Origin of the sequence: Maricaulis maris (assembly GCF_049116555.1) — a bacterium.
GTDB classification, from domain to species: domain Bacteria; phylum Pseudomonadota; class Alphaproteobacteria; order Caulobacterales; family Maricaulaceae; genus Maricaulis; species Maricaulis maris_C.
In genome coordinates this window covers 21,623-42,970 of record NZ_JAGDYT010000014.1, presented here as the reverse complement: position 1 = coordinate 42,970, position 21,348 = coordinate 21,623, and the positions used below count along the sequence as shown (strand labels likewise).

The window sequence follows — 21,348 nt, the reverse complement described above, 5'->3', positions numbered from 1 at the left end:
CGATCTTCTCGTTATCGTTCTGCTGCGGAGAAAAAGCGCGCACGGTCCGCGCGTCAAGTGGCCGCCTGAAGCGTGGACAGTGCACGGCCCAATCCTCACGGCTCCATATTGCCACAGACTGGCGGGCCAGCGAGGAGATAACCCATGTCCCAGACCAGTCCGACCCTTCATCTGCCACTCGTGCAGCCCGCGCAGGCGCAAAAGCACGTCACAGTGAATGAGGCGCTTCTTCGCCTTGATGCGCTGGTCCGGACGGTTGTGGAAAGCCGGTTACTGGCAGCCCAACCGACCGAGCCGGGAGAGGGGGCGGCGTGGTTGATCCCGGTCGGCGCGTCGGGCGATAGCTGGTCCGGATTCGAGGCCGGTGATCTCGCCGTATTTCGCGATGGCAGCTGGCATGCCTACAGCCCCCTGGATCGCTGGTGTGTACACGTCCGGGACGAGGCCAGCGATGTGCGCTGGGATGCCGGCGCGCAGCGCTGGCGGCACGCGCGACCCCAACACGTGCTCGCCGAAGGCGATTCAGGCGCTGCGACGCAGGCCTGGCTGGGTGACGAAGTCATTGAGGGCCTGACCGGCAACAGCGTGCAATCGACCCTCGTTATTCCGGCCCGATCGGTAGTTTTCGCTGTGTCCGTCCGCACCCGCGCATCCATTACCGGCGCGCTCTCCTTTGACTGCGGAATTGCCGGGGAACTCAGCAAATTCGGTGGCTCGCTCGGGGTCGCTGCCGGCTCGAGCAATATCGGCGTGATCGGCCCGACAGCCTTTTACGCTGACGCGCCGGTCGTCCTCACGGCCAATGGCGGAGACTTTACGGGTGGAGCCGTCGCGATAGCCATTCACGCCTGGCGCCCGGTTGCGCCGAGTGCCTAGGCGGTGAGTGAGGCCGTCAAATCGGCCATCAGATTGTTCAGTTCACGCTGTGTGGCGTCGGTCATGCCGTGCCCGTTGACGGCGACCAGACGAAAATCGGCATGCGGGCACGCCTCGGCCAGGTCAAATGCCACGCGCGCCGGGCAGATCATGTCATAGCGCGAGTGGAGTATCCCCATCGGGATCTCGGCGAGACGACCCGCCCGGTTGAAAATCTCGTTTGGTTCCAGGAAACAGGCGTGGCTGAAATAATGCGCTTCAATGAGTGAATGGGCCGCGAGGAAGTTCCGGCCTCGAACGCTCAACCCGGCGCGCACGGACTCGGCCGGATTGTCGAGATAGGACATCCGGTCCTCATACTCGGTCCAGCGATAAAGGGCTGAGTTGCGAAGGGTTTCCAGTGGCGTCTCTGGCTGTTCCAGCCCGGCCAGGTCCGGCATTCCAGCGGCGATCTCGGCCTGCATGGCGTCGAGATACCAATGGGCAATCGCCGTGTGGTCGTTTCGCAGCGCGGCGGGGACCGGCGCGATGAAGTCGGCGAAAGCATCCGGAAAAAAGCGCCGCGCACCGTCAGGCCCGTGCCACCAGCTCAGCTCATCCGGACGCGCCGCGAAAACGGCCTCCACGACGAGTGCGCTGACAGCCTCGGGATGGGTCTGGGCGTAAACGAGGGCGAGGGTGGACCCCCAGGAAGGACCGAACACCATCCAGCAATCAAGCCCGAGATGGGCTCGCAGGGCCTCGATGTCGGCGACAAGATGCTGCGTGGTGTTGCCGGTCACTGACAGATGCGGTGTCGAGCGTCCGGTGCCACGCTGGTCGAACAGGATCAAATTATAGATGGCAGGGTCAAACATGCGCCGGAATTTGGGCGAAATGCCTGAACCCGGCCCGCCGTGCAGGAAGACCAGTGGCAAGCCCTGCGGGTTGCCGCAGCACTCCCAATGCAGTTCATGCCCGTCACTGACTGCGAGGCGGCCTTCGCGCCGGACGACCGGCTCTGGAAAGAAGGCGCTCATCGATTCGGTGCCGAGATCAGACTGCCCGTCTCGGCCGACAAGCCGACCGGACTTGCCGGTAGCTCTGCGGGCTCAGTTACCGCCCGGTGGACCAGGGACTGGCCCTGATAGCTGATCTCGATTGTCCATGAACACCGGGCCGGTGTGTCGGTATCGGAAATTGTGTGCTCTGCGGAGAATGCGTGCAGCAGAACATCGGGGCCATCGGCAAGCGGGCTGTATTCGAGCGTCAGGCCGGATGTGGCGTGCTGCTGCTCGATGAGCGCGCGGGCTTGGCCGAGATCGAGTGGGCAAGCCTGCCGGTCCGCCATGCGCTCGGTCATGTGAAGAATGCTGTAGACGACGGAGTCGGCACTCTGCGCCACGTTGGCAGGCGAGTGAGTGCCGATGATATAGGTCGCAGTGGACATGGCGACCGCAACGGCGCCACCGGCCCTGATCCAGTCCGATCGGAATAGTCGCACAGTGTCCCCCGTCTTCCCCGCCGCGCAGGATCTCGCCCGTGCAGCCCATCCCTACTGCCAATACCAGACAGGACGGTGACGACAAGCCTCGTCCCCAAAGGGGTGGCTCTACAATGATGTGCGAGGAATGGTGCCGCTAGAGTGAATTGAACACTCGACCTCTCCCTTACCAAGGGAACGCTCTACCCCTGAGCTATAGCGGCGCCGGGTCGCCTTTCGGCGAGCGAGAGCCGGGCATATAACGCAAGCCCGCCGCCACGCCAAGAGTGTCTTGACGTGATGTGCAGCGTTCGACATGACCAATTGCATGAACACGCCCACCGATCCCCCCGCCAAGCCGCCACGTCAGAAACGCGTCCAAGCCGCGCCAAACAGCCGGGAAGCGCGCCTGGCCGAGGCGCTGCGCGCCAATCTGCGTCGGCGCAAGGCCGCAGCCCGCAAGCCGGATGACGTGCCGACGGAAAATGACAGTGCGGCTGCACAAACCGCCTCAGAAAAGCCCACCGACCCGTCATAATGCCGCCCGGATCGGGCTCTGGGATGGCGATCTGTTCAAGTCATGCCAAGCGCATCAGGGTTTTAAGGAGTTCTCATGGACCGGATTGTCATCCAGGGCGGCGCGCGCCTTGAAGGTCGAATCGATATCAGCGGGGCCAAGAACTCGGCGCTCAAACTGATGGCCGCCGCATTGCTGACGGATGAGCCGCTCATCCTCACCCGGATGCCGCGCCTCGCCGACAGCCGCTTCCTGGGGCATTTGCTGGCCGAACTGGGTGTCGAGGTCAGCGATTCGGAACCGGCCCGGCTGCGTCTGCACGCTGCCGAGATCAGCGATACTTTTGCGCCCTATGACCTGGTGCGGAAAATGCGCGCCAGCTTCAACGTACTCGGGCCGCTGCTTGCCCGTGAGGGCCATGCCCGTGTCTCCTTGCCCGGCGGCTGTGCCATCGGCGCGCGCCCGGTGGATCTGCACCTCAAGGCGCTCAAGGCGCTGGGGGCAGAGATCGAGATTGCCGAGGGCTATGTCACGGCCAAGGCCCCGTCCGGCGGTCTGGTCGGTGGCGAGATCGATTTGCCGTTCGCCTCGGTCGGCGCGACCGAACATGCCATGCTGGCCGCCTCCCTGGCGCGTGGCGAGAGCGTGATCGAAAATGCGGCGCGCGAGCCCGAGATCGTCGATCTCGCGGATTGCCTGAGCGCCATGGGCGCCACCATTGAAGGGGCGGGGACCTCGACTATCCGCATCCAGGGCCAGTCCCGTCTGTCCGGCGTGACCCACAAGGTCGTGGCTGACCGGATCGAGACCGCGACCTACGCCCTGGCCGTCGCCGCGGCGGGCGGCGACACGGTGCTGGAGGGCGCCGTGCTGGCCCACAACAAGGCTCTGTGGTCGTCCATGACCGAGGCCGGCGTATCGGTTGAAGCCGTTGCCGATGGTGTCCGCGTGGCCCGCAATGGCAGTCGTCTGGACAGTGTCGATATCGAGACCCAGCCCTTCCCGGGCTTTCCCACCGACGCCCAGGCGCAATTCATGGCGGTGATGGCATTGGCCAACGGGTCTTCGGTGATCCGAGAGACAATTTTCGAAAACCGGTTCATGCATGCCCCCGAACTCGCGCGCCTTGGTGCCGATATCACGGTGCATGGCAATGAGGCGGTTGTGCGCGGTGTCGACCGCCTGCGCGGTGCGCCGGTGATGGCAACGGATCTGCGCGCCTCGGTCAGTCTGGTTATCGCCGGTCTTGCCGCCGAGGGCGAAACCGTGGTCAACCGGGTCTATCATCTTGATCGAGGCTTCGAGCGGCTCGAGGCCAAGTTGTCAGGCTGTGGCGCCCGCATTGAACGCTTGCCCGACGGGGACTGAATACAGGACGTCATATGATGGTTTCTCCCTTGCGACTGACCGCGCTGGACGAGCAGGACTTGCAGGCGGTTTCGACGGCGCTCCAGGATGCCGTGGCCCTGTTGGGGGATTTCGTCTATTCACGCCGCGAGCGCGCCTTCACCATGGCCTTCAACCGCTTCTGCTGGGAATCCGGGCGGCGTGACCGGCGGGTGCGTTGCGGTGTCCAGATCGGTCAGGTCACGGCCGCGCGCTCGGCCAATATCCGACAGGGTGCCGAGGATGCGGTGGTCAATCTGCTCTCCCTGCGCTTCGAAACGGGCGAAATGCCGTCCGGACAGGTAATTTGCACATTTTCCGGTGGCGGTGAGCTGCGCCTTGATGTCGAATGCCTGGATGTGGTCATGGTTGACCTGTCTCGCCCCTGGCGGGCATCAGCCCGGCCGGAACATGCCCTCGACGCAGACGTCGATGCGGCTGACGGAGAGACACCCGATTCATGAGCCAGTCCGGAGACAGGATTGTCAGTATCGACCTGGATGGCGCCAGCATGGGGCCGGGTGACGTCAATGCCGATCACGAGCGCCGTGTGGCAATCGCGGACCTTCTCGAAGGCAATCGCTTTCGGCCCGACGGCGACGCCGATGGTCCATTTGCATTGCGCCTCGCGATCGAGCACGACCGGCTGGTCTTTGATGTGCGCCAGGAGAATAACACACCGGTGCACGGCTTCGTTTTCGCGCTGGGGCCGCTCCGCCGGATCATCAAGGACTATTTCCTGATCTGCGAGAGCTATTACGAAGCCGTTCGCGATGCGCCGCTGGAACGGATCGAGGCCATCGATATGGCCCGGCGTGGCGTGCATAATGAGGGCTCCACGCTGCTGCGCGAACGCCTGACCGGCAAGATCGAAGTCGATTTCGACACCGCGCGCCGCCTGTTCACCCTGATCTGCGCCCTGCATCGGCGGGCCGCGTCATGAGCCTGCCATCTGTGCTCTTCGTGTGTGGTCGCAATGCGATCCGCTCGCCCATGGGCGAAGCCCTCTGGCGCCTGCGTTTCGGGAATGAGGCCACGGCCCGATCCTGCGGTGTCATCCCGGCGGCTTTCGTCGATCCCTTCATGGTCTCGGTCATGCTGGAGAAGAAGGTCGATCTGGAAGACTTCTCACCTATCGCCCTCAATGGAGTCGGAGAACCGCCGGCCGACATAATTGTCTCGCTGTCCACCGCAGCCGACCGCATGGCCAAGGAGTATGCCGCGCGGACCGGGGCGGAGTTCCAGGCCTGGCCAATTCCGGATCCCAGCGAGACCGGCGGCAATCGCGACATGAAGATTGCGGCCTATCGCGAAACCCGTGACGCCATCGCGGCGCAGGTTGCGCAGTGGGAACCCACCCCAAAAAGCGCCTGACGTCTCGACTTTTGCCGGTGAGAGGGAGTATACAGCGCGCTCCGGTGCGCCGCTCGCTCGGCGAGTCGGACGTTACACCCCAATTTTTGTGCCCACACAGGGCCGGAAACGAGGAGCCGCATGGCGAAAGAAGAGTTGTTGGAGTTCCCGGGCGAAGTCACGGAACTGCTTCCGAATGCGACCTTCCGGGTCAAACTCGAGAATGAACATGAAATCATTGCCCACACGGCGGGCAAGATGCGCAAGAACCGTATTCGCGTTCTCGCCGGTGACAAAGTGCTGGTCGAGATGACGCCCTATGATCTGACCAAGGGCCGGATCACCTATCGCTTCAAGTAAGCATGAGGGCCGGCGTGGTGACGCGATGACGCTTGCCGACAGGGCACACCCCCGCCCGCGCCTGATCCTGGCCAGTGCCTCGCCCCGACGCTTCGACTTGTTGAGCGGGGCGGGCCTGACCCCTGACGCGGTCGAACCCACTCATATCGATGAGCACGAGATACCCGGCGAGCTGCCCGGGCCTCTCGCCTTGCGCCTTGCGCAGGAAAAAGCCATGGCCCATCCCGGCGCCGAGGATGCCTTTGTACTGGCGGCCGACACGGTGGTCGGCGTCGGTCGGCGGGTTCTGCCCAAGACCGAGGACGAAGCCGAGGCCCGACGCTGTCTGGACCTGCTGTCGGGGCGCAATCACCGGGTCTTCACCGGGATTGCTGCACGTGCCCCGGATGGTCGCTTTGCGGCGCGGGTCGTGGAGACTCGGGTCAAGTTCAAGCGCTTGTCCGAGCCGGAAATCGCCGCCTATCTCGCCTCCGGCGAATGGCGGGGGAAGGCGGGTGGTTATGCCATTCAGGGCCGGGCCGGCTGTTTTGTCATCAATCTGATCGGCTCCTTCACCGGTGTCGTGGGGCTGCCGCTTTACGAGACCGCCAATATGCTGACGGGGTTGGGCTATCCAGCGACGGCGCGCATGGGCGAGGCAGAGACGTCATGAATCGTCAGATCCTGATCGAGGAAAATATCGGCGAAACCCGCGCCGCCGTGGCGGAGAATGGGCGCCTTGTCGAGCTTCATCTCGAACGTTGGTCGGAAGCCGGGCAGCGGGCCATTGAAGGCGAGATCTTTCGCGGTCGGGTAAAGCGCGTCGAGCCGGCACTCAATGCCGCCTTTGTCGATCTGGGTATCGGCGAGGAAGGCTTCCTGCCCTTTGGCAAGTCCGGGCGTCCCAAGGGTCTGCACGAGGGCGCCGCCATCGGAGTTCGCGTGGCTCGCGAAGCCTATGCCGAGAAGGGGCCGAATCTGGGTCTCGTCGAGGTCGAGCCGGGCGATGCTCCCGATTGTCTCGAGCCGGCGGAAATCATCGCCCAGCGCCTGGTGCGTGTCTTCGGCGATGCCGAGGCCATCTGGGCCGATGAGACCGATCATGATCTCGCGGCAGCCTTCGATGACGCCCTCCTGCCGGGTGTGGCGATTCCGGGGGGAGGCTCGCTCTATATCGAGACCACGCGCGCGATGACGACGGTCGACGTGGATGCCGATGGCCGCAAGGGCCAGGGCAATGCGGCCCAGCTGGCCGTTCAGCTCAATAATTCCGCCGCCAAGGAAGTGGCCCGTCAAGCGCGTATGCGCGGGATTGGCGGCCTGCTGGCGATCGATTTCGTGCACATGCGTGGCCAGCCCGATCGCAAGGCGGTCGAGCAGACCCTGCGCGGTGCTTTCCGCCGTGACAGGGCCAAGGTCGATGTGGCCCCGCTCTCGCAATTCTGTATTGGCGAAGTGGCCCGCCAGCGTCGTGGTCGCACCCTGTCCGAGATCATGCTGGAGGCCGATGGCCGCCTCACTGTCGAGACGGCCGCCCTGGCGGCCTTGCGCCGCCTGGAAGGCGAGGCGCGGCATGACCGGGCCCGCAAGCTGCGCCTGGCCGTACCGGGTGAGGTCTTTGCCTGGCTTGGCAGCGATGCCATCGCCTGGCGTGCGGCTCTGACAGACCGGATTGGTCCGCGCTTCGAGCTGGCCGAACAGACCGATCTTGACCGGCATGAGTGCCGCGTCGCTCGCGCCTGACCCAGACCCAGACCCAGACCCAGACCCAGGCCCAGACCCGGGCCCAGGTCCTGTCCATTCGCTCCCGCAAAGGAGACACATGATGAAATGTCCGATTTGCCGCCAGCCGGCCGACCCCGAGTTCAAACCCTTCTGTTCCAAGCGATGTGCTGATGTCGACCTGGGCAAATGGGTGAGCGGTTCCTATGCCATTCCCGGCGAGGCTGCCGACGTCGCCGAAGACAATCCGGCCAGCGAAGAAGATCAGTAGGGGCACGCGCGGGCGCCATGGTGCGATGATGACTGCCACCGGTTGTGAATTTGCTGAAAAGGGCCATGGACACGCATCCATGCCCGACCTATAAACCGCGCTCTCGATTGGCTGCCGAGGCAGCTGTTCGACACGGTGCCCGGGTAGCTCAGGGGTAGAGCAGCGGATTGAAAATCCGCGTGTCGGTGGTTCAATTCCGCCCCCGGGCACCATTTTTCTCTCAGCCAACAATGTCTCGTCTGGTGCTTCAGACCGTCGCAAGGCATCGCCGCGCATGCGCGGTTGCGCGACATTTCTGGCAGAGGCCTCGAAAGACGCGCCCGCCATTTTCGGGGCTGAGGCGACCCGGTTTCACACCTTCAGGGTTCGGGCTATGAGTTCTCACACTCGAACGCGCGTGACGGGCCCGATCACATGACGACACAGACCCCGACCATACGCCGCGCCCAAGAAGCGGATGCTGCTGATTTGGCGGCCTGTATGGAGGCGGCCTATGCCCGGTACGCGGCGCGGATCCCTGATTTGCCAGCGGTATCGGAGGGGTGTGCGGAGGATATTCGCGACAATCAGGTCTGGGTCGCCTTGCTGGGCGGCGAGATCATCGCGGGTCTTGTTCTTGTTGCCGGCGATGGATTCATGAAACTCGCGAATCTGGCGGTTCATCCTGACCATTGCGGGAAGGGACTTGGTCGCGAATTGATGCGGATTTCAGAGGGCGAAGCCACCAAGCAGGGCTTTGAGGAAATGCGTCTAAACACCCATGTTGAAATGCCCGCGAATGTCCGACTTTATCAGCATTTGGGCTGGGTCGTGGTGTCCTGCCGCGGCAAGACCGTTTGCATGAGAAAAGGCCTCCCGAGCGACTGACGGTGGGGAGACCCTTTCTCAGGCAAGCGCCCGGCCACCAGTCGGCCGGGCGCTTTCGCATTTGTCTGTCTGGCGCGGGTGATCACACCAATTCCTTCAGCGCCTCCGCACTGAAGTCTTCCAGCTCGTCGAAACGGCCATCGCGGACCTTGGCGGCCCATTCCGGGTCAGAGATGAGGGCGCGACCAACGGCGACGAGGTCGAACTCGTTGCGTTCCAGGCGCTCGATCAGCCCGTCCAGCGAAGCGGCGGGCGAATTCTCGCCCATGAAAGCCCCGATGAAGTCTGAATTCAGACCGACCGAGCCGACAGTGATGGCCGGCTTGCCGGTGAGTTTCTGGGTCCAGCCGGCGAGATTGAGATCGGAACCCTCGAACTCCGGGATCCAGAAACGGCGCGTGGAGGCGTGGAAGATGTCGACGCCGGCATCGGAGAGCGGGCCGAGGAATTCGCCCAGCGCATCCGGCGTGTCTGCGAGGCGGGCATTATAGTCCTGCTGTTTCCACTGCGAGTAGCGCAGGATGAGGGGCAGGTCGGCGGGAATTTCCGCGCGCACGGCCTTGACGATTTCCTGGACGATCGTGGTGCGCTCGACCAGCCCGCCGCCGAAGCGGTCATCGCGCTGATTCATGCCCTCCCAGAAAAACTGATCGAGCAGATAGCCATGGGCGCCATGCAGCTCGATGGCGTCAAAGCCGATTTCGGCGGCTGCCTTGGCGGCCTTGGCAAAGGCCGCGATGGTGTCAGCGATATCCTCGGCACTCATCGCGTCGCCGACCTGTTTGCCACCGGGGACGATGCCGGAAGGGCTGTCGGACTTGGCTTCGGGGTGGGGGCCGGTGCCCGGCTTGCGAGCCAGGCCGACATGCCAGAGTTGCGGCGCGATCTTGCCACCGGCGGCGTGGACGGCGTCCACCACGTTTTTCCAGCCGGCCAGCGAATCTGCCTCATGAAAATTCGGTATGGCCGGGTCGAAGCTGGCGCCGGGACGGTCGACCGTCGTTCCCTCGGTGATGATCAGGCCGACCGCATTCTCGGCCCGACGGCGATAATAATCGACAACCGGTTGTCCGGGCACGCCGCCCGGGCTTTTCGACCGGGTCATCGGTGCCATAACGATCCGGTTTGGGAGGGTGAGCGAGCCCAGGGAGAAGGGGCGGAAAAGAGCGTCAGTGGCGGTCATGCGGTGATCCTCGCGAAATGAACTGGGCCAACAGGTAGGGAAGTTCGCGACAAAATCGACCCTTCGGTATGTATTTCACCCATGCATTTTGCGGCGGTGCAGCGTGGCGCGGGAGGGCGACGAGGGCCTCGCGACAGGCTAGGCGGCGAGGACGCGGACCGGTACAAGGTCGCATGATCGCGCAAGCCGCCTCCGATTCCCGGCCCTTCAATGCCCGCTTCGTCGAGGCGATGTGCCGGCGTCGGGGATGGAATTTTTCTGATCTGGACGGCGGCGCCGGCTATCTCTTTGCGGTGACGGCCGGAGACCGGCGTGTGCTCTGTGGCAGTGGGGCGATCTGCGCCTATCCCGGCAATGCCGCGAGTGCCTACACGATCGCCCGGGACAAGGCCTTCACCCACGCGGCCCTAAGCGCGGCGGGCCTGGACAGCGTCCCGACCGAGCTGGTCTTCCTGGAAGCAGCGCGCCGGCATCTGCGCGCGCCGGGCCGGGAAGCTTCCGACTGGCTCGCCCGCGCCACCACGCTCGACTTTCCGCTCTTTGCCAAGCCCAATCGCGGAGCCCACGGCGATTTCGCCGAGCGCATCGAGGACGCTGACGCTCTGGCAGACTATTTCACCCGGGCGGCCCGACGCCATGACCAGGTCGTCATCCAGCCCCTGATCGACGCACCGGAATATCGCGTCTTCGTGTCCGGCGGGCGGGCGTGTTTCCAGTATCGAAAATCCGACGGCGGTTTGGTCGGTGATGGCGTCGCAAGCTGGCGGGCGCTGTTTGAGGCGATGAATGCCGAACTGGCGGCCGAAGCGCTGAGCCCGGTGCCCGCTGCGGTCTTCACGGGTGCCCTGGTCAAGGCCGGTATTCGTGCGGATGAGAGGGCGGGCATAGGCCAACGGCTGGCGCTCCCCGGCCGCCGCAATCTGGCCTCCGGCGCGCAGACCGAGGCCTTCTCGCAGTCGATCGAGCCCGAGCTGGCCCGGCTCGCCCTGGCCGCAGCCGCGGCGATCGGTCTGGATGTCGCAGGGATTGATCTCTTCTGCGCTGAGGGAGGCGCGGCCCACATACTCGAAGTCAACGCCAATCCGAGCTTTGCCTCCCTGGAAACCCTGGGCGAACTGGACCTGGCGCAAGAAATCTGGGACGACATCTTGGCCCGGGCGCTGGGTGAGGGTGAGAGGGAAGAGTGGCGGTGAAGCGGACTAGTCTAATTCTGCCCCGTTTCGGCAATGGCATAGGTCTCGCCCGCACGGCGCGCGTGGCGCGCCGACTTGGTCTCGATCTGGATGAGCTGGGCCGCAAGGCGGTTGTTATCACGGGCAGTAATGGAAAGGGCAGCACGGCGGCTTGGCTGACCGCGCTTCAGTGTGCCGCTGGTGGCCGGGTCGGAACCTTTGTCTCTCCGCATCTCTTTGCGTTCAATGAGCGCTTCAAGATTGACGATGTGCCTGTCGATGATGTGACGATCCTTTCTGCCGAGGCACGACTTGATGCGGTTCTTCGCGATGATGCCGAGGCGCAAGGCGGCGACCAACTGGGCGAGTTTGAGGCGTGGTTTCTAGTCGCATTGATGATATTTGCGGACGCCGAGTGTGATAACTTGGTCATTGAGGCCGGCATTGGTGGTCGATACGATCCGACCCGACTTCTCAAGGCGCCGCTGGCAGCCATTGTCAGTCTCGACCTCGAGCATACCAGCCTGCTGGGGGGGAGCCTCCGCGAGATTGCGCTCGACAAGTTCGACGTCGCACCTCCAGGGGCCCGTGTCCTGATCGGCCGCAATGTAGAAACGGAATGGGACAGTCTCGCCACCATGGGCGCGCTTCGTTCCGTCAAGGTTGAGCGATCGAGCGTGCTGTTTCGGGCCACCGCATCGCGCGATACGATCGAGACGCATGAGATCCGGCTTGAGCATGCCGAGCTTGGCGGTCTGACTGGCACAACTGCTCTCCATGGCGTGCGGCAGGTCGAGAATCTCCAACTTGCGATCGAGTTGGCCCGTGCGGCCCGACCGGAGATAGAAGCGGCGCGCTGGCCGAGCTTGGTCCGGCACGCGATGGCGCGTGTGGCTTGTCCCGGGCGGCTGGAGGTTCTGGAGGGGGGGCCTCCGCTCCTGATCGATGTTGGGCATACTCCAGCGGCTGTTGGCGCTGCGGTCGCAGCGGTCAAGGAGCTGACCGCAGGGCGCGAAACGACCCTGCTCCTTGGCATGTCGCACAACAAAGATGTCGACGGGATGCTGGGGCAAATACTTCCCGCGTTTGATCGCATGATCGTCGGCGCGGCCTACAACGGGCTGGAGCCGGAAGCGCTTGCAGCGCGGGCGCAGGCCGTCCGGCCTTCTGTGGCCGTCGCAGCCGTCGCTTCGGACGCCAAAGCGGCGCTGGACCTTGCCCATGCGCAAGCCGGAAACGTCGATGTTCTGGTCGGCCTGGGCGGGCTTTTCTGGGCCGGGGCCTTGCGGGCGGCACGACTTGGCCAGTCGCTTGAGGCGCTCGACTTCTCCTGAGTGATGCCTACCGGCGTGCCGTGAAAATCCAGACGAACAAGGCGATGACGAGAGTCGCCAGGACCGCGCCGCCGCTCAGCAGGGCGAGCGTCTGCCCGAGTGAGGGCTCGGACAGGGCTAGGATGCCGTGCCGGACCACGAAATTGGTATCGGAGATTGCCATCATCATGGAGACGAATGAGATCGGTATGCCCAGGATGGCGACGGCTGTTGCGATCAGTGTGAGCCGCCTCGTCTGGCGTTCCTGGCGCAAGGCGGATGCAGACAGGTGAAAGCGTTCGATCGCCTCATTGAGCTGCATGAGCCCGTCAAAGGACATGCGCAGTCGAAGCCGCTTCCTCGCATTGGATGCAAAGGCTTTCAGGCTCGAGTCATTGGAGATGTTCTTGGTCAGGAACAGGCGCTCGATCTCGATCAGTTTCTGCCGCGCGCTCAAGGCATTGCGTATAGAAGGCTGAGCGCTTGACCGAACGAGTGAGACGTCAATCTGGGCAATTTCGCGCTGGGCCTGCCAGATAAGGAGTTGCGCGAGGAAGTAAAAACCGGCGAGAGCGGACCCGGTGTCCTGTAGCTCCAGTCGGCCGCGAAAGGTAAACTGGATTCGTGCCGGAAAATCGCGGTCGTGCTTGAATGTGTCCAACCAATCTAAGGAGGGACACGTGGCTAGATTCTGGAAGAAGCCCTTGATGAAGGCTTGCTCGTTCATGCCTTGAGCGAATGTGTGCGCGTTCAGCTCCTTAACCGAGATGTCGCGATCTGGCTTGGCGGCCACAAGCAGGATGTAGCGCGTCTGCCTATCTTCCAGGACGGGAAAGCGCTCGCTGTAGACTTCAAACAGGCAGACCGAGGAGATGCGCCAGTTGAGCCCCGCGAATTCGACTTCGGGACGGGCGAGGAAAGTCTGTCGGAAGAGCCGCGTGAAGGCTGTCCAGAACAAGCCGCGAAAGCCCAAGGTCACATTGCCGGGAAAGGTCATGTTTGTGAAGGCGGGCGTTAACTCGTCCAGATGCTCGGGTATGCGACCCGAATGGAAATTGGTGGCGACATAGAAGACGCGCTCCTCAAGGGGCTGGCTGATTGCCGCCTGTTTCTGCTCTGTCATTCGATCGCATCGCCCCCCGGTTGCAGCTCATTGCTCTGCCTCCTCCGGACGATACCGTCAAGCAGCGCCCCGTTCCTCCCTCTTGCGCAGAAAAGAAAACGGTGTTCACTTTTCTCTCCCGCCGAAGATGCGGTACGGAGGAAACATGTCCGATCACGATCTCGATGTCCTGATTGTCGGGGCTGGCCTGTCTGGTATTGGCGCCGCCTATCACCTGCAGACCCGATGTCCTGACCGCAGCTATGCCATTCTCGAGGCGCGTGACGCGATCGGCGGGACCTGGGACCTGTTTCGCTATCCGGGTATTCGTTCGGACAGTGACATGTACACATTCGGCTATGCCTTCCGGCCCTGGACGGGTGGCAAGGCCTTCGCAGACGGCCCGTCCATCCGCCAATATGTCCGCGACACAGCCAGCGAAAACGGAATCGACCAGCATATCCATTTCGGTCACACCGTGGTGTCAGCGAACTGGGAGAGCGCCGCCGCGCGTTGGACGGTTACCGCGACCGATGCCAAGGGTGACGCGCAAGTCTTCAGGGCGCGCTTCGTCATGCTGTGTTCGGGCTATTACCGCTACAAGCAGGGCTATCTGCCGGAATTTGCGGGCTATGATGACTTCAAGGGCGCCATCGCGCATCCCCAGCACTGGGATGGCGAGTTGGATTATTCTGGCAAGAAAGTCGTGATCATCGGCTCTGGCGCCACCGCTGTGACGCTGGTACCTGCCATGGCGGAGACCGCGGGCCATGTAACGATGCTGCAGCGCTCGCCGACGTATATCGCCGCGCGTCCCTCGCGTGATGCGATCGCTGAAACCCTGCGCAAGGCGCTGCCTGCCAAGCTCGCCTACCTTTTGGCACGCATCAAGAATATCGGTCTTTCCATCTATGTGTATCAACTCTCCCAGCGCTGGCCGAATGTCGTCAAGAAGGCCGTCATCAAGGCGGTGAAGGACGAGCTGGGTGAGGGCTTCGATGTCGAGAAGCATTTCACGCCGAATTATAATCCCTGGGATCAGCGCTTCTGCCTGGCACCGGATGGCGACTTCTTCCAGACGCTGAGATCCGGCAAGGCAGACATTGTCACCGACCAGATCGAGCGTTTCACCGAAACCGGCATTCAGCTCGTCTCGGGTGAGCATGTCGATGCCGACATCATTGTGCCGGCAACCGGTCTGGAAATGCAGCTGGCAGGCGGGGCCGAGATTTCGCGCGACGGCGCGGTGATCGATCCGGCGGATCTCTATACCTATCGCGGCATGATGCTTGGCGATCTGCCCAATCTGGCGCTCGCATTCGGCTATACGAATGCCTCCTGGACACTGAAGGTCGACCTGACCTGCGAACGCGTCTGCCGCATGCTCAATCACATGAAGAAGACGGGCACCGATATAGCGGTCCCGCAAGTGCCTGCGGACATCACGCCGGAGCCGTTGCTGAACTTCTCGTCCGGCTATGTCCAGCGCGCCATCGCGCACCTTCCCAAACAAGGTGATCGCGCGCCCTGGAAGACTTATCAGAACTATGTCCAGGACATGCTCACCATCCGCTTCGGCAAGCTCGAGGATGGTTACATGAGTTTTTCCCGGGCACCGGATCCGGTGTCGGATGAAGCCATGAAGGCGGCGGCCGAATGAGCGCGCGGTTCGACTTTGCCGGTCGTACGGCCCTGATCACAGGGGCAGCCAGCGGCATCGGGGCAGCTCTCGCGGCTGGACTGGCCGCGCGCGGCGCGCATCTGATCCTTGCCGATATCAATGCCGAGGGGCTGGACGCCGTCGCCGCGCCGCTGCGCCAGTCGGGGCATCGCGTCACGGCGCATGTCGTCGACATGGCGGACGCCGAGGCGATTTCCGGCCTGGCCCGGGATGTGGCGACGACCGGTGAGCCGGTTCACCTGCTGATCAATAATGCCGGTATTGCGCTGGGCGGCCTGTTTGAAGAGGTCGACATGGCCGACTTTGAGCGTCTCCTGGATATCAATCTCTATGGCGTCATCCGCATGACCCGCGCCTTCCTGCCCCGCCTCCGGGCCGTGGAGGAGGCACATATCGTCAATATTTCCAGCATTTTCGGGATTGTTGCGCCGGCCGGCCAGGCGGCCTATTCGACAGCCAAATTCGGGGTGAAGGGTTTCTCCAATGTCCTGCGCCACGAGCTCGCCGGATCCAGCATTGGGGTGACCACGGTCCATCCCGGCGGCGTTTCCACCAATATTGCCGCCAGTGCCAAACCGCCGCCGAATGCCAGTGAGGCCGAGATCGCGGCGGGCAAGAAACAGACCCAGCGCCTGCTGGTCATGCCGCCAGCTGAGGCGGCGCGCATCATCCTCGACGGTGTCGCCCGCAAGAAGCCGCGTATCCTCGTCGGCCGGGATGCCCATTCAATGATGTGGCTCGAGCGCCTGTTTCCGACCCGCTATTGGTCCTTGATGCAATCCATCGTCGGCGCGCGCCGGTCCGGTTCCAAGACGCCGTCACAGGGGTAGTTCATGCTTACCATCATCCTTTCCGTCATTGGCGGCATTATCGGCCTGGTCCTGGTCGGACTTCTCGTCGCCTGGCGCTTTTCGCACTCGGTTGCGGCCAAGGCGTCAGCCGCCATACCTCCAAAAGGGCATTTCACAGAGGTCGAGGGTGGGAGACTGCACTGGATCGAAAAGGGCGAGGGGCGTCCGGTTGTGATGATCCATGGCCTGGCCGGTAATCTGCACAATTTTTCCTACGCGATGATCGACCGGCTGGCCGAGGCCGGGTATCGCGCGATCGCTGTCGACCGTCCCGGCTGCGGCTGGTCCGAGCGCGACAGTGATGAGCAGGCGCGCATTCCCGAGCAGGCCCGCATGATCGCCGAAATGCTGGCCAAGGAGGGGATTGAGAAGCCGCTGCTCGTGGGGCATTCGCTGGGCGGCGCCGTGTCATTGGCCCTGGCGCTGAACCATGCCGATCAGGTCGGCGGTCTGGCGCTGGTCTCGGCGCTTATCACGGCGCCGGAGACGCCGTCCGAGGCCTTTTCCGGCATCAATGTCGCAAATCCGGGGATGCGGCGGTTCATCGCCGAGACCCTGGCTGTCCCGATGTCCATCCGCAATGGCGCCAAAACGTTGGCGATTATCTTCGGACCGGACGCGGCACCGGAGGACTTCCGCTTCAAGGGCGGGGGCTTGTTGTCGCTTCGCCCGAACGCCTTTTATGCCGCGGCGACCGACATGCATGCCGTGGGCATCGACATGGGCAACATCACTGCGCGCCTGGGCGAGATCGACCTGCCGGTTGGCCTGTTTTACGGCATGGACGACCGCATCCTCTCGGCCTCCGAGCAGATCGCGGCCCTGACCGCCGCTTTACCCGATGCCGATGTCGAGACAATGGATGCGCGCGGCCACATGCCGCCGGTCATCGAGCCGGAGCGGTTGCAGGGCTTTATCCAGCGCATGGCTGAGGCGAGCCGCTGACGCCGAAACCGAAAATGTGCACTGGTTTCATGGTGATATCATATATATGATGGCGTCGAACGGTGCGGTCGCGAGGGGTAATGGCCAAGTCGGTACACTTGCGCATTGATCAGGACTCACCGGCCGCCCGTGTGCTGTTGGCGGTTCTGTGGGCTCGAGCGCTCTGGGCGTTAGGCCTGTTTTCGGTTCTGATCGGCTATCGGGTCGGCGTGCCCTGGCTGCAGTTTGTCGACGGCGCGACCGGTCAGTTCGTCGGCATTGTCCGCCTGCCATTCCTGTTTCTCTGGCTTGGCTATGTGCTGGGATATCTGGTCGCGGCCTGGCGTTTTCCCCGACACCCGGGACAGGCGCTTCTGGTCTATTTCCTCGCCACCGCGCTCGACTTCTCGCTGTGGCTGATCGCATCCATGTTCGTGGAATATGACTTTCTTCTCGGCGGCGCTGCGTCCGGCATCGATATCGCGTTCAACGCGCTGGACCTGCTATTGCTGTCGTGCCTGCTCATCGCGGCCCTCTCCAGTCGCGCTCGACAGAGCTGAGGGTCTGGCGGGGCGCGCCTCGCTTTACTCCACCACCGCCAGCAAGTCCTTGGCATCGACCTGGGTCCCGGCGCTGACGGGCAAGCGTTTCACCATGCCGGCCTGCGGCGCGGTGATCGAGGTCTCCATCTTCATCGCTTCCAGCGTCATCAGGAGCTCGCCGGCCTTGACGGTCTCGCCTTCCTTGGCGGCGACCGTGGCGATCAGGCCCGGCATCGGCGCTGGGATATGCGCTGTATTGGCCACGTCCGCCTTTTCATTGGCGATGACGGTCGAGGCGACCGACTTGTCGTCGACCCGGACCACGCGCGGCTGGCCATTGAGCTCGAAGAAGGCCTCTCGTTCGCCGTGATCATTCGGTTCGCCGATGGCCATCAGGCGGATATTGAGCGCCTTGCCCGGATCAATATCGACGGAAATCTCCTCGCCCGGTTCCATACCGTAGAAGAAGACCGGCGTCGGCAGGCGGTCGACCCGTCCGAATTCGCGGCGGTGATCCTCATAGTCGGCGAAGACCTTGGGGTACATGATCGCGGAACACAGATCATTATCGTTCACGCTGCGCTCGCCATGACCCATGATGGTCTTGCGAACGGCGTCGAAATCGACCGGCTCGAGATGCTGGCCCGGGCGTCCCGTGACCGGTGTCTCGCCCTTCAGGGCCTTGGCTTGCAGAGCGGGAGGCCAACCGCCGGGCGGTTGACCGAGATCGCCGCGCAGGAGGCCGATCACGCTTTCTGGAAAATTGATGTCAGTATCCGGGTCGAGCACATCGTCCGGCGTCAGGCCGGATGAGACCATGTAGAGCGCCATGTCGCCCACGACTTTGGAGGAGGGGGTCACCTTGACGATGTCACCGAACATCATGTTCACCGCGGCATACATCTTGGCGACTTCATGCCAGCGCTCGGCGAGGCCCATCGAGCGCGCCTGCTCCTTGAGATTGGTGAATTGTCCGCCGGGCATTTCGTGCAGATAGACCTCTGAGGCGCCGGCACGGAGGTCAGGCTCGAAGGCGGCATACTGGGTGCGGACATCTTCCCAGTAATCGGAGAAACGGCGGATCACGGCCGGGTCGATCCCGGTATCGCGCGGTGTATCGCCCAGGGCGGTGATGATCGAGCCGAGATTGGGCTGGGAAGTCAGGCCGGAGAAGCTGTCCATCGCGGCATCGACCGCATCCGCGCCGGCCTCGCACGCTGCCAGCACGGTGGCGGCGGCAATGCCGGACGTGTCATGCGTGTGATAGTGGATTGGCAGGCCGGTCTCGTCTTTCAGCGCCTTCACCAGAGAACGGATCTGTGCCGGACGGCACAGGCCGGCCATGTCCTTGATGCCGATGATGTGGGCGCCGGCGGATTTGAGCTCGCGGGCGAGGTCGAGATAATAGTCGAGCTGGTATTTGGGCCGTTCGGGATGCCCGAGATCGCCGGTATAGCAGATCGCCGCCTCGCAGAGCCGGTCGGTCCTGAGCACCGACTCCATGGCGACTTTCATGTTGTCCGCCCAGTTGAGACTGTCGAAGACGCGGAAGACATCAATACCGGTCTCGGCCGCCTGGCGGACGAAAAGGTCAACCGCATTGTCGGGATAATTCGTGTAGCCGACCGCATTGGAGGCGCGCAGCAGCATTTGCAGCATCACATTCGGCATGCGCTCGCGCAGATCGGCGAGGCGGTCCCAACTGTCCTCCTTCAGGAAGCGCAAGGCGACATCGAAAGTCGCGCCACCCCAACACTCTACCGAGAAGAGTTGGGAGAGGTGTTCGGCATAGGCTTCCGAAACGGTGACCATGTCGTGCGAGCGCATGCGGGTGGCCAGCAGGGATTGATGGCCGTCGCGCATCGTCGTGTCGGTGATCAGCACGCGCTCCTGGGCCAGCATCCAGTCGCGAAAGCCTTCCGGTCCGAGCCGGTCGAGCAATTGCTTGGTGCCGTCCGGCGCCGTGCCGGTGCTGGCGGGCGGGACCGGAATGACAGCATGGGCGGGCGGCAGCGGGCGTCCAGCGACTTCCGGATTTCCATTGACCGAGACATCGGCAATATATCCGAGCAGACGGGTGGCCCGGTCTCGGCGCTTGGGGGAATCGAACAGGGCCGGCGTGGTGTCGATGAAGCGGGTGGTGATATTGCCCGACACGAAATCGGGGTGATTGATGACGTTTTCCAGGAAGGCGATATTGGTCGAGACGCCGCGGATGCGAAACTCGCGCAGGGCCCGGTCCATCCGGCGGACGGCCTCTTCCGGCGTGGCGGCCCAGGCGGTGACTTTCTCCAGCAGACTGTCGAAATAGCGGGTGATGACAGCGCCCGAATAGGCGGTCCCGCCATCGAGCCGGATACCGAAACCGGTGGCACCCCGATAGGCGGTGATGCGGCCATAATCCGGCGTGAAATTGTTTTGCGGGTCTTCCGTGGTGACCCGGCATTGCAGGGCGTGGCCGTGCAGCACGATTTTCGACTGTTCCGGAACGCCGGTCTCGCGCTCATCACCGATATGACCACCGCGCGCGATCTGGATCTGGGCCCGGACAATGTCGATCCCGGTGACTTCCTCGGTCACGGTATGCTCGACCTGGACGCGCGGATTGACCTCGATGAAGTAGAATTTGCCGCTCTCCGCATCGAGCAGGAATTCCACCGTGCCGGCGCCGCAATAGCCGGCATGGCGCACCAGGCGCAGCGCGGCCTCGCAGATCGCGGAGCGGGTGTCCTCGCTCATGTCCGGTGCCGGAGCGCGCTCGACGACTTTCTGATTGCGTCGCTGGACCGTGCAGTCGCGCTCAAAGAGGTGGACGAGATTGCCATGGCTGTCGCCGAGAATCTGGACCTCGATATGGCGTGCCTTGCGGATCAGCTTTTCCAGATAGACCTCGCCATTGCCGAAAGCCGCTTCGGCCTCCCGGCGCCCGGCCCGGGCCTGGTCGTGCAGCTGGTCGGCATTCTCGATCACCCGCATGCCGCGTCCGCCGCCGCCCCAGCTGGCCTTCAGCATGAGCGGATAGCCGACCTCATCCGCCAGCTTCGCCCAGTCGTCCTCGCCCGCGGGCAGGGGGCCGGTTGCCGGCACGACGGGCACATCGGCCTCGACCGCCATATTGCGGGCGGCAACCTTGTTGCCGAGCGATTTCATGACCTCGGGGGAGGGGCCGACAAAGGTCAGCCCGGCCGCGGCGCAGGCCTCGGCGAAATCCGGGTTTTCCGACAGGAATCCATAGCCGGGATGGATCAGGGTCGCGCCGCACTTTCTGGCGATGGCAATGATGCCGTCGATATCGAGATAGGCTTTCACCGGACCCAGACCGGCCCCGACCCGATAGCTCTCATCCGCTTTGAAACGGTGCAGGGCCAGTTTGTCCTCTTCCGCATAGATCGCGACCGTCCGCAGGCCGAGCTCGGTGGCGGCGCGCATGATGCGGATGGCAATTTCACTACGATTGGCGATGAGGAGTTTTTCGGTGGGCACGCGGCGTCTCCCAATAGGGTCAGGGGTGGCGCGCGCGGGGCCGCGCGCCGTTATCGGTAACATAGAACCCGCTTCGCGCGGCTGATGGAAGCGAAATGTTGCACTGCGAAAGATGGGGTGAGCGCTTGCATCGTCGCCGCCTCTTCGGTCAGCCCGGGCAGGCAGTGCTCCAGGGGGCGGCCCCGGGAGGCGTCGCGCGCGGGCCGGGATTTCCCGCTCATCCTGACCCTTTCCCGGGGGTGAAGGGAAGTCGCTGGTTCGGTCCGGTTCACAAACCCGTCCCGGCTACCCGCGTTGATATGTG

At 63.5% G+C, this 21,348-nt stretch carries 22 protein-coding genes and 2 tRNA genes; 18 read left to right on the top strand and 6 right to left on the bottom strand.

Annotated elements, in window-relative coordinates:
• Positions 1-144: 144 nt before the first annotated feature.
• Entirely contained in the window at positions 145-876 is a 732-nt protein-coding gene (locus JXQ94_RS13650; protein ID WP_421924340.1) for a DUF2793 domain-containing protein, read from the top strand.
• Here the strand turns inward: JXQ94_RS13650 and pip are convergent.
• From pip to JXQ94_RS13635, 3 genes are all read right to left on the bottom strand, one after another.
• Entirely contained in the window at positions 873-1,895 is a 1,023-nt protein-coding gene (gene pip / locus JXQ94_RS13645; RefSeq protein WP_421924339.1) for a prolyl aminopeptidase, read from the bottom strand. The two genes, JXQ94_RS13650 and pip, sit on opposite strands and share 4 nt — an antisense overlap.
• The gene (locus tag JXQ94_RS13640) at positions 1,892-2,305 is read right to left on the bottom strand and encodes a hypothetical protein (RefSeq protein ID WP_421924338.1); all 414 of its coding nucleotides are present in this window, start codon (positions 2,303-2,305) and stop codon (positions 1,892-1,894) included. The genes pip and JXQ94_RS13640 overlap by 4 nt, the downstream gene beginning before the upstream one ends.
• A 182-nt stretch (positions 2,306-2,487) precedes the next feature.
• Positions 2,488-2,562, bottom strand: a tRNA-Thr gene (locus JXQ94_RS13635).
• 104 nt (positions 2,563-2,666) lie between these two features.
• On the opposite strand from JXQ94_RS13635, the gene JXQ94_RS13630 reads away from it, so the two are divergent.
• The 11 genes from JXQ94_RS13630 (at position 2,667) to JXQ94_RS13580 (ending at position 8,793) form a co-directional block, all read left to right on the top strand.
• Positions 2,667-2,876 (top strand): hypothetical protein, encoded by a 210-nt coding sequence (locus tag JXQ94_RS13630; protein WP_421924337.1) that lies wholly within the window; start codon positions 2,667-2,669, stop codon positions 2,874-2,876.
• Positions 2,877-2,951: 75 nt separating this feature from the next.
• Positions 2,952-4,223: a UDP-N-acetylglucosamine 1-carboxyvinyltransferase gene (gene murA, locus JXQ94_RS13625; protein ID WP_421924336.1), complete on the top strand. Its 1,272-nt coding sequence runs from the start codon at positions 2,952-2,954 to the stop codon at positions 4,221-4,223.
• A 14-nt stretch (positions 4,224-4,237) separates the two neighbouring features.
• Positions 4,238-4,705 carry a DUF2948 family protein gene (locus tag JXQ94_RS13620; RefSeq protein WP_421924335.1) on the top strand — a complete coding sequence of 156 codons (468 nt, stop codon included), beginning with the start codon at positions 4,238-4,240 and terminating at the stop codon, positions 4,703-4,705.
• A complete protein-coding gene (locus JXQ94_RS13615; protein ID WP_421924334.1) occupies positions 4,702-5,184 on the top strand; it encodes a UPF0262 family protein in 483 nt (160 codons plus the stop codon). The genes JXQ94_RS13620 and JXQ94_RS13615 overlap by 4 nt, the downstream gene beginning before the upstream one ends.
• A complete protein-coding gene (locus JXQ94_RS13610; RefSeq protein WP_421924333.1) occupies positions 5,181-5,615 on the top strand; it encodes a low molecular weight phosphatase family protein in 435 nt (144 codons plus the stop codon). Before JXQ94_RS13615 ends, JXQ94_RS13610 begins: the two co-directional genes overlap by 4 nt.
• 120 nt (positions 5,616-5,735) lie before the next feature.
• Positions 5,736-5,954, top strand: a complete 219-nt coding sequence (infA, locus tag JXQ94_RS13605) for a translation initiation factor IF-1 (RefSeq protein WP_011643070.1) — start codon at positions 5,736-5,738, stop codon at positions 5,952-5,954.
• A 25-nt stretch (positions 5,955-5,979) separates the two neighbouring features.
• A complete protein-coding gene (locus JXQ94_RS13600; RefSeq protein ID WP_421924332.1) occupies positions 5,980-6,606 on the top strand; it encodes a Maf family nucleotide pyrophosphatase in 627 nt (208 codons plus the stop codon).
• Entirely contained in the window at positions 6,603-7,676 is a 1,074-nt protein-coding gene (locus JXQ94_RS13595; RefSeq protein ID WP_421924330.1) for a ribonuclease E/G, read from the top strand. The genes JXQ94_RS13600 and JXQ94_RS13595 overlap by 4 nt, the downstream gene beginning before the upstream one ends.
• 82 nt (positions 7,677-7,758) lie before the next feature.
• Positions 7,759-7,926: a DNA gyrase inhibitor YacG gene (locus JXQ94_RS13590; protein ID WP_421924377.1), complete on the top strand. Its 168-nt coding sequence runs from the start codon at positions 7,759-7,761 to the stop codon at positions 7,924-7,926.
• A 137-nt stretch (positions 7,927-8,063) separates the two neighbouring features.
• Positions 8,064-8,138: transfer RNA gene (locus JXQ94_RS13585), tRNA-Phe, on the top strand.
• 202 nt (positions 8,139-8,340) lie between these two features.
• Positions 8,341-8,793, top strand: coding sequence for a GNAT family N-acetyltransferase (locus JXQ94_RS13580; RefSeq protein ID WP_421924329.1), 453 nt, complete (start codon positions 8,341-8,343; stop codon positions 8,791-8,793).
• Positions 8,794-8,875: 82 nt separating this feature from the next.
• On the opposite strand, the gene JXQ94_RS13575 is transcribed toward JXQ94_RS13580, so the two are convergent.
• Positions 8,876-9,976, bottom strand: a complete 1,101-nt coding sequence (locus tag JXQ94_RS13575; RefSeq protein ID WP_421924328.1) for an NADH:flavin oxidoreductase — start codon at positions 9,974-9,976, stop codon at positions 8,876-8,878.
• 173 nt (positions 9,977-10,149) lie between these two features.
• Here JXQ94_RS13575 and JXQ94_RS13570 point away from each other — a divergent pair, with 173 nt between their 5' ends.
• Together JXQ94_RS13570 and JXQ94_RS13565 are read left to right on the top strand one after the other, a co-directional pair.
• Positions 10,150-11,169, top strand: coding sequence for an ATP-grasp domain-containing protein (locus JXQ94_RS13570; protein WP_421924327.1), 1,020 nt, complete (start codon positions 10,150-10,152; stop codon positions 11,167-11,169).
• On the top strand, positions 11,166-12,482 hold the full coding sequence (locus tag JXQ94_RS13565; RefSeq protein ID WP_421924326.1) for a bifunctional folylpolyglutamate synthase/dihydrofolate synthase: 1,317 nt from the start codon (positions 11,166-11,168) through the stop codon (positions 12,480-12,482). Before JXQ94_RS13570 ends, JXQ94_RS13565 begins: the two co-directional genes overlap by 4 nt.
• A gap of 7 nt (positions 12,483-12,489) precedes the next feature.
• On the opposite strand, the gene JXQ94_RS13560 is transcribed toward JXQ94_RS13565, so the two are convergent.
• Positions 12,490-13,584 carry a hypothetical protein gene (locus tag JXQ94_RS13560; protein ID WP_421924325.1) on the bottom strand — a complete coding sequence of 365 codons (1,095 nt, stop codon included), beginning with the start codon at positions 13,582-13,584 and terminating at the stop codon, positions 12,490-12,492.
• A 145-nt stretch (positions 13,585-13,729) separates the two neighbouring features.
• Here JXQ94_RS13560 and JXQ94_RS13555 point away from each other — a divergent pair, with 145 nt between their 5' ends.
• The 4 genes from JXQ94_RS13555 to JXQ94_RS13540 all read left to right on the top strand — a co-directional run bounded on the left by JXQ94_RS13555 (position 13,730) and on the right by JXQ94_RS13540 (position 17,579).
• Complete coding sequence (locus JXQ94_RS13555; RefSeq protein ID WP_421924324.1) at positions 13,730-15,223, top strand: flavin-containing monooxygenase; 1,494 nt, start codon at positions 13,730-13,732, stop codon at positions 15,221-15,223.
• Positions 15,220-16,074 carry an SDR family NAD(P)-dependent oxidoreductase gene (locus JXQ94_RS13550; protein ID WP_421924323.1) on the top strand — a complete coding sequence of 285 codons (855 nt, stop codon included), beginning with the start codon at positions 15,220-15,222 and terminating at the stop codon, positions 16,072-16,074. Before JXQ94_RS13555 ends, JXQ94_RS13550 begins: the two co-directional genes overlap by 4 nt.
• A gap of 3 nt (positions 16,075-16,077) precedes the next feature.
• Positions 16,078-17,040, top strand: coding sequence for an alpha/beta fold hydrolase (locus JXQ94_RS13545; protein WP_421924322.1), 963 nt, complete (start codon positions 16,078-16,080; stop codon positions 17,038-17,040).
• Between the two features lie 80 nt (positions 17,041-17,120).
• Complete coding sequence (locus tag JXQ94_RS13540) at positions 17,121-17,579, top strand: hypothetical protein (protein WP_421924321.1); 459 nt, start codon at positions 17,121-17,123, stop codon at positions 17,577-17,579.
• 24 nt (positions 17,580-17,603) lie between these two features.
• Here JXQ94_RS13540 and JXQ94_RS13535 read toward each other — a convergent pair whose 3' ends face one another.
• Positions 17,604-21,044 carry a pyruvate carboxylase gene (locus tag JXQ94_RS13535; protein ID WP_421924320.1) on the bottom strand — a complete coding sequence of 1,147 codons (3,441 nt, stop codon included), beginning with the start codon at positions 21,042-21,044 and terminating at the stop codon, positions 17,604-17,606.
• Positions 21,045-21,348: the final 304 nt, after the last annotated feature.